Raw genomic sequence first — 12,475 nt, 5'->3', positions numbered from 1 at the left:
CACGAATACGCCCAGGTCGCACGGCCAGGGGTGACCAGCGGCCCGAGCCGGCGTGTAGGTGTCCTGGGCCGAGCGGCGCGCCCTCAGGTCTCCTCGAGCACGGCGCGGAGAGCGGATACCAAGATCACGATCTCGCCGGCCTGTTCGGCCTGCTCGATCACCAGCTGGATCCGGTCGAGTTTGGCGCGATTGACGTGGATCTCGTCGAGCAGTTTCAGCTGGAGCTCCGCGGTCTCCAAGACCTGCTTCTCGACCTCGGCGACCCGGCGGTTGGCGCGTGCGATGGAGTCCCTGGCCGCTGTTCTGAGCGTCGAGAATTCCGCCCGGACCTCCGCCAGGATCGCTCTCGTCGCCTCCAGCTCCTCCTGGTCGCTCTCTTGGGTCACCGGCTGCCCCTCCCGCTCTCAGATTTTGACCAGCACCTGGTCGAGGGACTTGCGGACGAGGTCGGGGACCTCGCAGTCGTCCGCGTCGAGCCACTTCTGGCCCAGCCGGCCCGCGTAGGAGACGCGCTCCTCCGGGGCGGCGGTTGCCGGATCACCGGACGGTCCGCTCCAGCTCGTCGAGGTGGCGGGCGATGATGACGCGCATCCGCTCGCTGGTGGTCACGTCCGGTCGCATGGCGGCGTGCACGGCGAGCCCGTCTATCAGGGAGTGCAGCCGGTCGGCCTCCAGCTCGACGTCCGTTCCGGCCCCGTCGCCGCCGGCGAGCCTGCGGACCACTGCTCGGCAGCCCTCCCGGAGGGTGTCGTGGCTGCGGTCCCGCAGCGCGCGTAGCCCGGGGTCCACCATCGCGCGAGCGGTGAAGGCGAGCCAAACCTCGTTCTCCGCGGCCCGCTCGGCGTCCATGGGCAGCAGCTCGGCCAGTACCCGCTCGGCCTGCCGCCGGGATTCCGGCTCGGTGGGCAGCGTGGCGATCCGCGTCTCGATCCGATCGATGATCACTTGCAGGGCGAAGACCAGCAGCTCGGACTGCGTGGCGAAGTAGTGTCGCAGCGACCCCATCGACACGCCGGCCTCGCGGGCGACGTTACGGACCGATGCCTGGTCGAGGCCGTCGCGGCGGATCACCCGCCATACGGCCGCCGTCAGCTCGCGGCGGCGCTCCGCCGGATCCACCACCTTGGGCACAGGGCCTTTATAGCACAACTGTGATACAGTCTTTTTATAGTACGGTCGTGTTATAAAAACTCCATGTGGAGGACGGCATGACGTTGTTCCGATCCGACATCGCGACGGTCGGCTCCTCGCGGCGGCCGGCCGCCGCCACGATCCCCGCTCCGGTCGCACGGCGACAGCGCACTCGCGGGCGCGGCCGGCCGCCGTGCATGTTGGTCGCGGTGGCCGCGGTGCTGCTCTTGCTGGTGGGAGCCGGGTTCACCCTGCTGGCGGCGGTGCAGGGCGGCTCCGGCGGCTACTTCAGCAGCCCGGCCCACCAGTTCGCCACGCCCACCGCAGCGCTCAAGTCCGACGAGATCCAGGTGGGTTCGACCTCGGCTCACGCGGCGGATCCGAGTCCCGATGTCGGTGAGCTGGCCCGGCTCCGGGTCGTGGTGCGCCCCTCGGACCCGAACATCCCCCTGTTCGTCGGCATCGGGCCCAAGGACGACGTCGAGGCCTTCCTTCGGGGCAGTTCCCACGACGAGTTCATCTCGGCCGGGCTCAGCCCGTTCCGGCCCGTCTTCCGGCGGGTGCCGGGAACCGCCCGTGCCGAGAGCCCGGCCGATCAGCCGTTCTGGGTGGCGTCCTCGGCCGGTGCCGGTCCCCGGACGCTGAACTGGAACAAGACGCGCGGCGCCTGGTCCATCGTCGTCATGCGGCTCACCGGCGAACCGGGCGTGGCCGTACATGCCTCGATCGGCCTGCGGTTCGGTTTCCTGCTCCCGTCGGGAATCGTCGTGCTCGCGGGCGGCGGGTTGTTGCTCGCCTTCGCCCTGACCTGCCGTCAGGCCGATCCGGCGGTGGCGAGCAGGAGACCACCGCCGATCGTCTCGACCCAGAAGTAGCACCAGGACGGGTAGAACGCCGACGGCCGCTCGACCACGCGCGCCACCAGGCGCCCGAAGGCCATGCCCAAGAGTGCCGCCGCGACCGCGATGACGACGCCCCGCCGGATCCCGCCGAGATCGATGGCCGCGAGGGCCAGCACCAGGGCCATGGCGATGCCGAAGCCCCCGTACACGGCACGGATCTCGGTCCGCGCTTCGGTCGAGTCGGCGGCCATCCGGAACGGCCTGATCAGTGCGGCGGGCGCCACCAGGCCGTACCCGCCCATCCCCAGGAAGAAGACCGCCACGACGGCGATGACGAAACCGGCCATGTGCTCCCGCTCCCCGCTCACCGAAGGATCAACTTCTGGGAGATGATGCCGCCGTGAGCTCGACCGTGCTTTCACGAACCTGCTGCGATGCCGGGGCCGTGCTTTGGCTGTGGCCGGGCCAGGCGATCTACGCTGGGCCCGCCCTGGACCTGGACCTGCATTCCGGCTCGGTGTCCTGCCTGGCGGTCGGCCTCGACGGCGTCTTCACAGTGCAGGCGAAAGGACGACCCGTACAGACGGCGCGAAGCGCCCTGATCGCGCCTCGCGTCGAGCACCGGCTGGTCGCCCATGGTGATCGGATGCTGTTCTGCTATCTCGATCCGGGTTCGCCGCGACGTGCCGCGTGTGAGCAGAGGATGACCGGGGGCGATGCCGGGCTTCGACTCGGCCACCGCGATGAGGGAGAGCTGGTACGTCATGCTCCTCACGGGGACGACGCCGCCTCCGCGTCGGCCTGGCTGGAACTCGCCGCACCACGCGGGGCGGCTCGGTCCGATCCGCGCATCCGTGCCGCCGCGGCACGCCTGCGTGCCGAGGTGCACCGCACCGTCTCGGCCGAAGAACTCGCCGCCGACTGTGGCCTCTCCACCTCACGATTCCTCCACCTGTTCCCTGTCCACACGGGTACGAGCCTGCGCCGTTACCGGCTGTGGACCCGGATGACGCGCGTCGCGGAGCTGATCGCGGAAGGGCGAGACCTCACCACGGCCGCGATGGACGCAGGGTTCGCCAGTCCGTCACACTTCAGCGCGGCGTTCCACCGGATGTTCGGGCTGCCGCCCTCTCGATTGCTCGCGGCCGGTCTCACCATCGTTGACGCGGCGAGCGGACCGCCGGAGCCACGAGACGGCACGGTGATCACAGACGCTGTGCCTCCGGTTACACGTGGTGTATCCGCATCGTGACGGGTAAGGGGCGGGTAGTAGAGAAACCTGACCCTTGGGAGTCCCGGCATGGCGGAATTTCTTACTGACATCACCACTCTCCGCGAGCGCGCGCGGGCGGAGATCGACAAGGGTCCGGTGACCGACGCGTACGGTGCCGATCTCGATCGGGTGATCCAGGTCTGCAACGAGGCGCTGGCGACCGAGTTGGTCTGCGTGCTGCGGTACAAGCGGCACTACTACACGGCGACGGGCATCCACGCGGAACCCGTGGCGAAGGAGTTCCTCGAGCACGCGGCCGACGAGCAGGACCACGCGGACCGGCTCGCCGAGCGGATCGTGCAGCTGGGCGGAGAACCAGACTTCGACCCGAAGGGCCTGGCCACCCGGTCGCACACCGAGTACGACGCGAGCCTCGACCTGGTTGAGATGATCAAGGAGGATCTCGTCGCGGAGCGGATCGCCATCGCCTCGTACACCGAGATAGCGCAGTGGCTCGGTGATGGCGACCCCACCACGCGCCGGCTGTTCGAGTACCTGCTCGCCAACGAGGAAGAGCACGCCGACGATCTGAGAAGCCTGCTGGAGCGCCTGCCGAGCGAACTGAAGGGGCCCGATTCGAGCGGGGTGCTGTGAGACGGGAGCTCTTGCTGGGCGCAGTGGCCGGAGCGGTCGGCATCTTGGCGCTCGATGCGGTCGGCTATCTGGACATGGCCGTCCGGGGGCGGCCCGCCAGCGAGTTACCGGGCCGGCTGGTGGACCGGCTCGCGGAGCTGGCGGGCGTCGAAGTGCCGCGCGAGGACGAGGACTGGCGCAACCGCGCGAGCGCGATCGGCGCCCTGCTCGGCTACGGCGTCGGGCTCGTCACCGGGGCGGTCTTCGGCGCGGTGCGCGCCGGCGGCCTCAGGCTGCGGGCGCCGGTGGCGGCCGTGGCGGTGGGCGCGGCGGCGATGGCGATGAGTGATGTGCCGCTCGTGCTGTCCGGCCTGACCGACCCGCGTACGTGGGGTCTCGCCGGATGGGCGTCCGACATCGTCCCGCATCTCGCCTTCGGGGTGGCCACGGTGGCGACCTTCGAGGCCCTCAACGATCTCGGGCGATCGCGATGACGGCGAGGGTGGTGACGAGGGGCAGCGCGGGTGCGATGGCGCGGGCCCGGATGAGCAGTACGGTTTCGAGGAGCGCCCCGACGAGGGCCGCCACGATGACCATCACCCGGCGCCGCATGATGAGCGGTTCACCCGTGGTGGTGGCCAGCTCGGTCGTCAGCGTGGTCAGCGTGCCGGTGAGGTAGGTCGTCGACGTACCGCCCACCGCGAGGGCGTTGACCGCCCCGCTCTGTACGCCCATCGCCGCCGCCGTGAGCCCGACGAGCGCCAGGCGGGCCGCCAGGCCGGGGTGCCCGCCGGTCGCGAACCACCAGGACAGAACGACCGCCTGGATCAGCGCCAGCGCGGCCATCATGTGAGTGACCCGGCGCGGCCACGGCTCGTCCGCGCTCGCCCGCACGCCCCGGAGCCACCAGGCCGCCGCGAACACGCCCGCGATGTACGCCGAGATGGACACGACGGCGGGCAGCGCCGAGGCGAAGTGCGCGTGCCCCAGGGAGACGCCGAGCAGGATCAGGTTGCCGGTCATCATCGCGGTGAACACGGTCCCGAGCGAGGTGAGGCTCAACGCGTCCGACGCGCCCGACCCGATGGCGAGGAGCGTCAGCGAGACGGTGAGCGGTGTCCGCCTCGGTTCCCGCGCCGCCCGGCGGGGCGGGCTCACCGCGTGGGGCGTTGGGTCTGGAACAGCGCGAACAGCCAGATGAGCGACGGGACGAGGAGCAGCAGGCCCACGATCGTCGTCGCCAGCGTCGCGCGCAGCACGCCGGGCTCGGCGGCCGTACGGGAGACCGTTCCGCCCGGGGGCAGCAGGACGGGGTACTGCGCGACGGCCCAGCCCCACAGGACCGCCGCGACGGCCAGCGCGGCGGTGATCCGCACCAGGACGTACCGGCGTTTGATCAGCAGGACGACCGAGACGACGCCGGCCAGCGCCGAGAGCGCGGCCACGGGCAAGGCGCGGCCGGTGAGCCCCGCGTACAGCCGGGGTGCGTCGGCGCGCAGGACGGCGACGCCGCCGAGAACGAGCAGGCCGGTGACCACGGCCGCCGCGAGCCCGCGACGGCGGAAGGTCTCTGCCAGTTCCACGCTGCCGTGACGGCGCGCGTCGGCGGTGAGGTACACCGCGGCGAGATAGGCGGTCGTGCCGACGGCGAGCAGCCCCCCGAGGATCGAGGTGGGGTTCAGCCAGCTCTCGACGATGTGGCCTCGGGTGATGCCGAGCGGTACGCGCCCGGAGGCGACGCCGCCCGCGACGGTGCCGAGGAAGAACGGGGTGAGGATCGACGACAGGGCGAATGCGCCGCCGAACAGCCGGAGCTGCCAGAGCTCGGTGCTCGCCTTGCGGAACGCGAACGCCGCCCCGCGCGCGATGATGCCGAACGCGGCGAGGGTGAGCGGTATGTACAGCGTGGAGGCGACCGAGGCGAACACCAGGGGGAAGCAGGTCCAGAACAGGACGAGGACGAAGATGAGCCACACGTGGTTGGCCTCCCAGACGGGCCCGATCGCGTGCTCGATGAGGCCGCGCTGGGCGCTGCCCCGCTGCGGCCCACCGGCGAGGGCGTCCCAGAAGCCGCCGCCGAAGTCCGCACCGCCCAGCAGGGCGTACGCGGTGATGCCGAGCCAGGCGATGACGAGCAGCCACTGCGCCGCGGTCATGGGCCGTGCTCCCGGGCGGTGCCGGTGCCGGCGTCGAGGGCCTCGTCGGCCCACTCCTCCTGGGGGGCGGTGACGGGCCGGGTGCGCAGCCGGTTCAGCACGTACGCGGTCGCGACCGTGAGAACCGCGTAGACGGCGAGCACCGCCAGCAGGCCCGCCCACAGTCCCGGTGCCGGGTTCACGGCGTCGGCGGTGCGCATGTGCTGCCACACGACCCACGGCTGGCGGCCGACCTCGGTGGTGACCCAGCCGGCCTCCAGGGCCAGGACGGCGCCCACGCCCGAGAGCGCGGACAGCCGCAGGAACCAGGGCGAGCGGGGCAGGTCGCGACGGCGCCACCAGGCCAGGGCGAACCAGGCGCTGAGCACCAGCAGCCCGAATCCGATCGCCACCATGAGCTGGAAGCTCAGATGCACGGGGTTCACCGGCGGCCGGTCGGCCGGTGCCACCATGTCGAGCCCCTGGATCACCGTGCTCGGCCGGTAGCCGACGAGCAGCGAAAGGGCGTTCGGGATGTGGATCGCGTAGCGCAGCTCGCCGTCGACGAAGACGCCGCCGACCGACAGCGGCACGTGCGACCCCGTGCGGGTGAGACCCTCGATCGCCGCAAGCTTGGGCGGCTGCGCGGTCGCGAGATGCCGGGCCAGCGCGTCGCCCACGACGACCTGTACGGGGGTGACGATGGCGGCGGCGATGAACGGGATCAGGAAACCGAGCCGGTGGTGGCGGTCCCGCCGGCCGCGCAGCATCCCCACCGCGTACACCCCGGCGATGCAGAAGCCCGTCACCATGAACGCGGCGAGGATCATGTGGATGACCTGCAGGGGCATCGCCGGATTGAACATCGCCGCCCACGGCCGTACGTGCGTGACCCGGCCGCCCACCAGGTCGAAGCCGCGAGGCGTGTTCATCCACGCGTTCGCCGACACCACGAAGAACGCCGACGCGACCCCGGCGACGCACACCGGCAGGCCGGAGAGCACGTGCGCCCGCGGCGACAGCCGGTCCCAGGCGTACAGATAGATCCCCACGAAGATCGCCTCAATGAAGAACGCGAACCCCTCCAGGGCGAACGGCAGCCCGAACACCTGCCCGTACGTCGCCATCAGCTCCGGCCAGAGCAGCCCCATCTCGAACGACAGGACCGTCCCCGACACCGCGCCCACGGCGAACAGCACGCCCATCACCTTCGCCCAGCGGTGGGCCAGGCGGACATAGGCATCGTCGCCGGTCCGGTAGCCGCGCCACTCGGCGAACACGGTGAGCACGGGCATGCCCACACCGAAGCAGGCCACGATGATGTGCCACCCGAGCGAGACGGCCATCTGCACGCGTGCGGCCATCAGGTCGGCGGGCGTCGCCGAGGCGGCGAACAGGTCGGGCACGCGTGCTCCTCCCCGCCGCGTCGTGGCGTCGCCCCGGACCGCGCTCGGAGGTGCCGGTGGGGTGGTGGGTGTTGCGCGCGGCTTCGCACAGTCTCCGCGACGAGCGGGCAATGGATCACCCCGCGCGCGGTCACGATGTGCACAAGCCCGGCCGTCTCACGGGCCGCGGCGCTCGGGCGCGATGACTCAGAACGCGTTGATCGCCGCCGGTGCTCGCTCCACCCGGGTCAACGCCCGAAGCAACGCCGCTTGGCCGTGCCGCCGGGCGGCGAGCCGGGTCAAGAGCATCAGCACGGGCTCGAAAGCGGCGTCCGAGACGTCTTGGGTGGTGAGCCCCACGCTGACGGCGAGATCGTCCATGTGCACGGCGAGCTCCATCGTCCGTGTGGTGAGGAAGTCGTCGAGCCTCAGCGCCCAGCCGGTCCACGGCATGAACACGGCCTGGTCGCCGGAGCGTCCCGCCAGACCGGTCCGCACCTCGGCGAGCGAGGCGTCGGCGCGCTTCCACAACGACCGCGGTCCCTCGGAGCCGATGACCTCGCCCTTGGCCCGAATGCCGGCGTTGACCTCCCCGTCGAGCGGCGCGTCGATCCACGCGGCACGCGCGTAGTGCTCCAGCAGCGGAATGGGCGCCTCTTCGGACGCGGGCTCTCGCATCGCGGAGCCGACGCTGAAGATCTGGAAGGCGAGGTGGCCGGCCAGGCCGCCGACCGTCATCTCGGCCAGCGCGCTGGGCCGTTCCCACGCCGCGGCGACCTCCGGCTTCCGCAGCAGTGCGGCCGCCTGGTCCGCGGCGCTCAGGTACGCGTCCATGGCACTCATGAGGTCCTCCATGATCAGCGCTCCGACATCATCGATTGCGCACTGGGGGTGAGCATGGCGCAGAGACGGGGCACCGCGTCGCCGATCGGCTCCCGGACGATCTCGGTGGCCAGGTCGTCGTACGGCGTGGGGTCCCGGTTGACGATGACCAGCCGGGCTCCGTTCTCCACGGCCACCCCGCACAGGCCGGCGGCGGGCTCGACCATGAGGGAGCTGCCGATGGCGAGGAACAGCTGTGCCGTCCGGGCGATCGCGGCCGCGTGGGCGAGGACGGCCTGGTCGAGAAGCTGCCCGAACATGATGATCGACGGCTGGAGAATCCCCCCGCAGTCGTGACAGGCCGGATCCGGTTCGCCGGCGGCGACCCGCGCGAGCACGTCCCCGGTCGGGGTCTTGGCGCGGCAGCGCAGGCACGCCGCGGTGGCCATGCCGCCGTGCAGTTCCAGGACCTTGCGGGGCGTGGAACCGGCCTTCTGGTGCAGCCCGTCGACGTTCTGGGTGAGGATCCGCACCGCCGACCCGGCGGCCTCGAGGTCCGCCAGCGCGAGGTGCGCGGCGTTGGGCCGCGCGTCGCGCTGGTGGAGGTCCCCGCACCAGTGCCAGAAGCGGCGCCGGACCTTCGTGTCGGCGACGTACTTCTGATGCGTGAACGCCTGCTCCATACCGGGGTCCCGCGTCCACACGCCGTCGGGACCCCGGTAGTCCGGGATGCCCGAGTCGGTGGAGATGCCCGCGCCGGTCAGCACCGCGATGCGGGAGACGTCCTGTGCCCAGTCGGGAGCCCTCTCGTTCATGCGCCCGACCGTACGGCGTCGTCCTCTGGCGTGGCGATCGGTTTTCCCGGCCGCCTGAAGCCCGGTCAGCTCGTGGGGGAGCCGAACACCTTGCCCGGGTTGAAGATGCCGGCCGGGTCGAGCGCGTTCTTGACCGCCTCGTGCATGGCGACGACGGCGGGCCCGAGCTCGGAGTGCAGACCGCGCCGCTTGAGCAGCCCGACGCCGTGCTCGCCGGTGACCGTGCCCCCGAGCGCGAGGGCATCGTCGATGATCTGGTCGAAGGCGCGCTCCACGCGGACCCGGACCGCCTCGTCGTCCGGCGCGATGATCAAGGGGTGCAGGTTGCCGTCGCCCGCGTGCGCGATGTTGGCGATGTGCACGTCGTTGTCGCGGGCCGCCCGCTCGATCCGGGCGAGCATCTCCGGTACGAGCGCGCGTGGCACGCACACGTCCTCGGTCATCACCGGGCCGAGCCGTTCCAGTGCGGGATAGGCGAGCCGGCGCGCGGCGAACAGCGCCTCGGCCTCGGCGTCGTCGGTGGACCGCGTGCTCCACGTGGCCCCGGCGCGCTCGAAGCAGCGGAGCATGGTGTCGGTCTCGTCCTCGCCGGCCTGGCCGGGCGTGTCCGTACGGCCGAGCAGCAGCACCTCGCCCTCGGCGGCCAGCCCCATCCGCTTCCACTCGTCCACCGCGAGCAGGCAGTAACGGTCGACCAGTTCCAGCGCGCTCGGCACCACCCCGGCCTCGGTCACCGCGCTGACCGCCTCTCCGGCGTCGGTCAGCGAGTCGAAGTAGCCGACGACGGTGCGCTCGGCCGGACGGGTGCCGCGCAGCCGCAGGGTGATCTCGGTGACGATGCCGAGCGTGCCCTCCGAGCCGACCATGAGCCCGCACAGGTCGTAGCCCACCACGCCCTTGGCGGTCCGCCGGCCCAGCCGTACGACCTCGCCGCGGCCGACCACCGCCTCCAGGCCCAGTACGTAGTCGCGTGTGACGCCGTACTTCACGCAGCACAGGCCGCCCGCGTTGGTCGCCACGTTCCCGCCGATCGTCGACCACGGCGCGCTGGCCGGATCCGGTGGGTACCAGAGGCCGTGCTCGGCGCAGGCCCGTCGCAGGTCGTCGTTGACGACCCCCGCCTGCACGACCGCGAGCCGCTCCGCCGCATCGATCTGCACGATGGCGTCCATCGCCGCAAGGGACAGGATGACGCAGCCGTCGAGGGCGTTGGCGCCGCCGGACAGGCCGGTGCCCGCGCCGCGCGGCACGATCGGCACGCCGTGCTCCGCGCAGAACGCGACCGTGGCCCGTACCTGCTCGGTGTCCTGCGGCCGTACGACCGCGAGCGCCGTCCCGTACGGCGCCAGTGCCGCCTGGTCGCGGGCGTACCCGGCCACCACCTCGGGATCGGTCACCACCCGTCCGGGCGGAAGCCGCTTCCCCAGCATGGTGACCAGTTCCTGCGACACCATCGCCGACCCCTCTCTCCTCGTTCACCGGCGATCTCGCCGGGTGCGGTCATGCCGGCCGGAGCCGACCGGCGATGTTCGCGATGTCCGCGGGGCCGACGCGGCAGCACCCGCCGATCAGCCGCGCCCCGGCCGCCACCCAGTCGTCGACCGGCGCGGGGTCGAATCCGGAGGTCCCGGTCCAGGCCCGGGCCGTCGCGTCCCAGTGTTCACCGCTGTTGGGATAGGCGATCACGGGCTTGCCGGTGATCGCGCGCGCGGTCCGTACGGCGCCGGTGACGTCGGCGGGAGCGCAGCAGTTGACGCCGACCGCGATGAGGGCGGCGGCGTCGCGAGCGGCCGCGAACGCCTCGGTGAGCGGCTGCCCGGCGCGGGTCCGGTCGCCGTCGACGGTGAACGACAGCCAGGCAGGGACGCCGAGCCCATCGAGAGCGGCCAGCAGAGCCTCGGCCTCGTCGAGGTCCGGCACCGTCTCGAGTGCCAGCACATCGGCGCCCGCCTCGGCGAGCACCTCCAGGCGGGGCCGGTGGAACCGGGTCAGCTCGGCCACCGACAGCCCGTAGCGCCCGCGGTACTCCGATCCGTCGGCGAGCATCGCGCCGTACGGACCGGCGGACGCGGCCACCCACAGTGAGGCGTCGCCGGTCTCGGCGGCGTGGCGATCGCGCGCCTTCGCGGCGAGCGTCACACTGCGCCGCAGCAGCCGGGCGGTGTCGGCCGCGCCGAGCCCGCTTGCTGCGAACCCCTCGAAGGTCGCCTGATAGCTCGCCGTCGTGGCGACCCGCGCTCCGGCCCGGAAGAAGGACAGATGCGCCTCGACGATCGCCTCGGGCGCGTCCGCGAGCAGCCGGGCCGACCACAGGCCGCCGGAAAGATCATGGCCCTGAGCCTCGAGCCGCGTCGCGAGCCCCCCGTCGAGCACGACGACCTCACGGGAGATCGCTTGGCCCAGTGATGTGCGGCTCACGCGGCGATCCTATGCGGCCGGTCCGGATGGAGACGCGCCCCTGGTGAGCGCATGGCGCACCGGCCGGAGCGGTCGCGCGCGAGCCGGATTCCGCGCTCAGCCGCCCGGCGCATACGGTTGACGGACTCGGCGGGCACCCCCGCCTGGGAGGGGAGAGACCGTGTTCACTGGCTCAGAGGTCGAAGCGGCGGCCGCCCGCATCGCGGGGCATATCCGGACCACGCCCGTCATGGCGGCCGGACCCGGTCTCTTCATGAAGCTCGAGCACGTCCAGCACACCGGGTCGTTCAAGGCCCGCGGAGCCTTCAACCGCATTCTCGCCGCCCGAGAGGACGGAGAGCTTCCTGAGAACGGTGTGATCGCCGCGTCCGGCGGGAACGCGGGCGTCGCCGTCGCCCACGCCGCCGTCGCCCTCGGCGTCCCGGCGGAGGTGTACGTGCCCGAGACCGCGCCCGAGGTGAAGGTACGCAAGCTCACCGCGCTCGGCGCGACGGTTCGCCGGGTCGGGCGGATCTATGGCGACGCCTACGAAGCCGCGATCAAGCGCGTCGCGGACACCGGCGCGCTGTTCTGCCACGCCTACGACCAGCCGGAGATCTGCGCCGGGCAGGGCACCGTCGGCCTGGAGCTGCTCGCCCAGACCGGCGGGGTCGACACCATCCTCATCGCGGTCGGCGGCGGCGGGCTGATGGCGGGCGTCGCCGCCGCCGTCGAGGGACGGGCGAAGGTGGTGGGGGTCGAGCCCGAACGGATCCCCACGCTCAACCGCGCTCTCGAAGCGGGCGGGCCGGTCGACGTCGAGGTCGGCGGGACCTCCGCGGACTCGCTCGGGGCCACCCGCCTCGGCGACATCGCCTTCGAGGTGGCGGTGCGCACGGGAGTCGAGTCGCTGCTCGTCACCGACGCGGACATCGCGCGGGCACGGCGAGCGCTCTGGGACGACCACCGCCTCGTCGTCGAGCACGGCACCGCCGCCGCTCTCGCCGCGCTGGCCACCGGCGCCTACCGTCCTCGGCCGGGGGAGCGCGTCGCCGTCATACTGTGCGGCGCCAACACCGATCCCTCGGACCTCGCCGGCTGA

15 protein-coding genes are annotated in these 12,475 nt (G+C 72.0%); 5 read left to right on the top strand and 10 right to left on the bottom strand.

All coding sequences use genetic code 11. The features are described from left to right. Positions 1 to 83 precede the first annotated feature (83 nt). Together HKK74_RS06055 and HKK74_RS06050 are read right to left on the bottom strand one after the other, a co-directional pair. Positions 84 to 386 carry a hypothetical protein gene (locus HKK74_RS06055; RefSeq protein WP_187242078.1) on the bottom strand — a complete coding sequence of 101 codons (303 nt, stop codon included), beginning with the start codon at positions 384 to 386 and terminating at the stop codon, positions 84 to 86. A 151-nt stretch (positions 387 to 537) separates the two neighbouring features. Next, a complete protein-coding gene (locus tag HKK74_RS06050; protein ID WP_187242077.1) occupies positions 538 to 1,131 on the bottom strand; it encodes a TetR/AcrR family transcriptional regulator in 594 nt (197 codons plus the stop codon). Positions 1,132 to 1,208: 77 nt separating this feature from the next. Between HKK74_RS06050 and HKK74_RS06045 the strand changes: the two genes are divergently transcribed. Beyond that, positions 1,209 to 2,006, top strand: coding sequence for a hypothetical protein (locus HKK74_RS06045; RefSeq protein WP_187242076.1), 798 nt, complete (start codon positions 1,209 to 1,211; stop codon positions 2,004 to 2,006). Here the strand turns inward: HKK74_RS06045 and HKK74_RS06040 are convergent. After that, positions 1,946 to 2,341: a DUF4345 domain-containing protein gene (locus HKK74_RS06040; protein ID WP_222721933.1), complete on the bottom strand. Its 396-nt coding sequence runs from the start codon at positions 2,339 to 2,341 to the stop codon at positions 1,946 to 1,948. The genes HKK74_RS06045 and HKK74_RS06040 overlap by 61 nt on opposite strands. 32 nt (positions 2,342 to 2,373) lie before the next feature. On the opposite strand from HKK74_RS06040, the gene HKK74_RS41285 reads away from it, so the two are divergent. From HKK74_RS41285 to HKK74_RS06025, 3 genes are read left to right on the top strand one after another with little or no spacing between them, the layout of a single operon-like run. Continuing rightward, positions 2,374 to 3,225 (top strand): helix-turn-helix domain-containing protein, encoded by an 852-nt coding sequence (locus tag HKK74_RS41285; protein WP_222721932.1) that lies wholly within the window; start codon positions 2,374 to 2,376, stop codon positions 3,223 to 3,225. 48 nt (positions 3,226 to 3,273) lie between these two features. Then, positions 3,274 to 3,840, top strand: a complete 567-nt coding sequence (locus HKK74_RS06030; RefSeq protein WP_187242075.1) for a ferritin-like domain-containing protein — start codon at positions 3,274 to 3,276, stop codon at positions 3,838 to 3,840. Continuing rightward, entirely contained in the window at positions 3,837 to 4,313 is a 477-nt protein-coding gene (locus tag HKK74_RS06025; RefSeq protein ID WP_187242074.1) for a hypothetical protein, read from the top strand. Before HKK74_RS06030 ends, HKK74_RS06025 begins: the two co-directional genes overlap by 4 nt. Here HKK74_RS06025 and HKK74_RS06020 read toward each other — a convergent pair. From HKK74_RS06020 to mmuM, 7 genes are all read right to left on the bottom strand, one after another. Then, positions 4,288 to 4,977, bottom strand: coding sequence for a YoaK family protein (locus HKK74_RS06020; RefSeq protein WP_187242073.1), 690 nt, complete (start codon positions 4,975 to 4,977; stop codon positions 4,288 to 4,290). The genes HKK74_RS06025 and HKK74_RS06020 overlap by 26 nt on opposite strands. Continuing rightward, entirely contained in the window at positions 4,974 to 5,975 is a 1,002-nt protein-coding gene (locus tag HKK74_RS06015) for a cytochrome d ubiquinol oxidase subunit II (RefSeq protein WP_187242072.1), read from the bottom strand. The genes HKK74_RS06020 and HKK74_RS06015 overlap by 4 nt, the downstream gene beginning before the upstream one ends. Further along, positions 5,972 to 7,360, bottom strand: a complete 1,389-nt coding sequence (locus HKK74_RS06010) for a cytochrome ubiquinol oxidase subunit I (protein WP_312881283.1) — start codon at positions 7,358 to 7,360, stop codon at positions 5,972 to 5,974. Before HKK74_RS06010 ends, HKK74_RS06015 begins: the two co-directional genes overlap by 4 nt. Positions 7,361 to 7,546: 186 nt before the next feature. Then, positions 7,547 to 8,182 (bottom strand): maleylpyruvate isomerase N-terminal domain-containing protein, encoded by a 636-nt coding sequence (locus HKK74_RS06005; protein WP_187242071.1) that lies wholly within the window; start codon positions 8,180 to 8,182, stop codon positions 7,547 to 7,549. Positions 8,183 to 8,196: 14 nt separating this feature from the next. Then, positions 8,197 to 8,976, bottom strand: a complete 780-nt coding sequence (locus tag HKK74_RS06000) for an SIR2 family NAD-dependent protein deacylase (RefSeq protein ID WP_187242070.1) — start codon at positions 8,974 to 8,976, stop codon at positions 8,197 to 8,199. A 65-nt stretch (positions 8,977 to 9,041) separates the two neighbouring features. Beyond that, positions 9,042 to 10,430 (bottom strand): FAD-binding oxidoreductase, encoded by a 1,389-nt coding sequence (locus HKK74_RS05995; RefSeq protein WP_187242069.1) that lies wholly within the window; start codon positions 10,428 to 10,430, stop codon positions 9,042 to 9,044. 46 nt (positions 10,431 to 10,476) lie between these two features. Further along, complete coding sequence (gene mmuM / locus HKK74_RS05990) at positions 10,477 to 11,394, bottom strand: homocysteine S-methyltransferase (protein ID WP_187242068.1); 918 nt, start codon at positions 11,392 to 11,394, stop codon at positions 10,477 to 10,479. A gap of 160 nt (positions 11,395 to 11,554) precedes the next feature. On the opposite strand from mmuM, the gene HKK74_RS05985 reads away from it, so the two are divergent. Further along, complete coding sequence (locus HKK74_RS05985; protein ID WP_187242067.1) at positions 11,555 to 12,475, top strand: threonine/serine dehydratase; 921 nt, start codon at positions 11,555 to 11,557, stop codon at positions 12,473 to 12,475.

Origin of the sequence: Actinomadura alba, from assembly GCF_014323705.1 — a bacterium.
Classification (GTDB): domain Bacteria; phylum Actinomycetota; class Actinomycetes; order Streptosporangiales; family Streptosporangiaceae; genus Actinomadura_C; species Actinomadura_C alba.
This window is presented reverse-complemented; position numbering and strand designations above follow the sequence as displayed.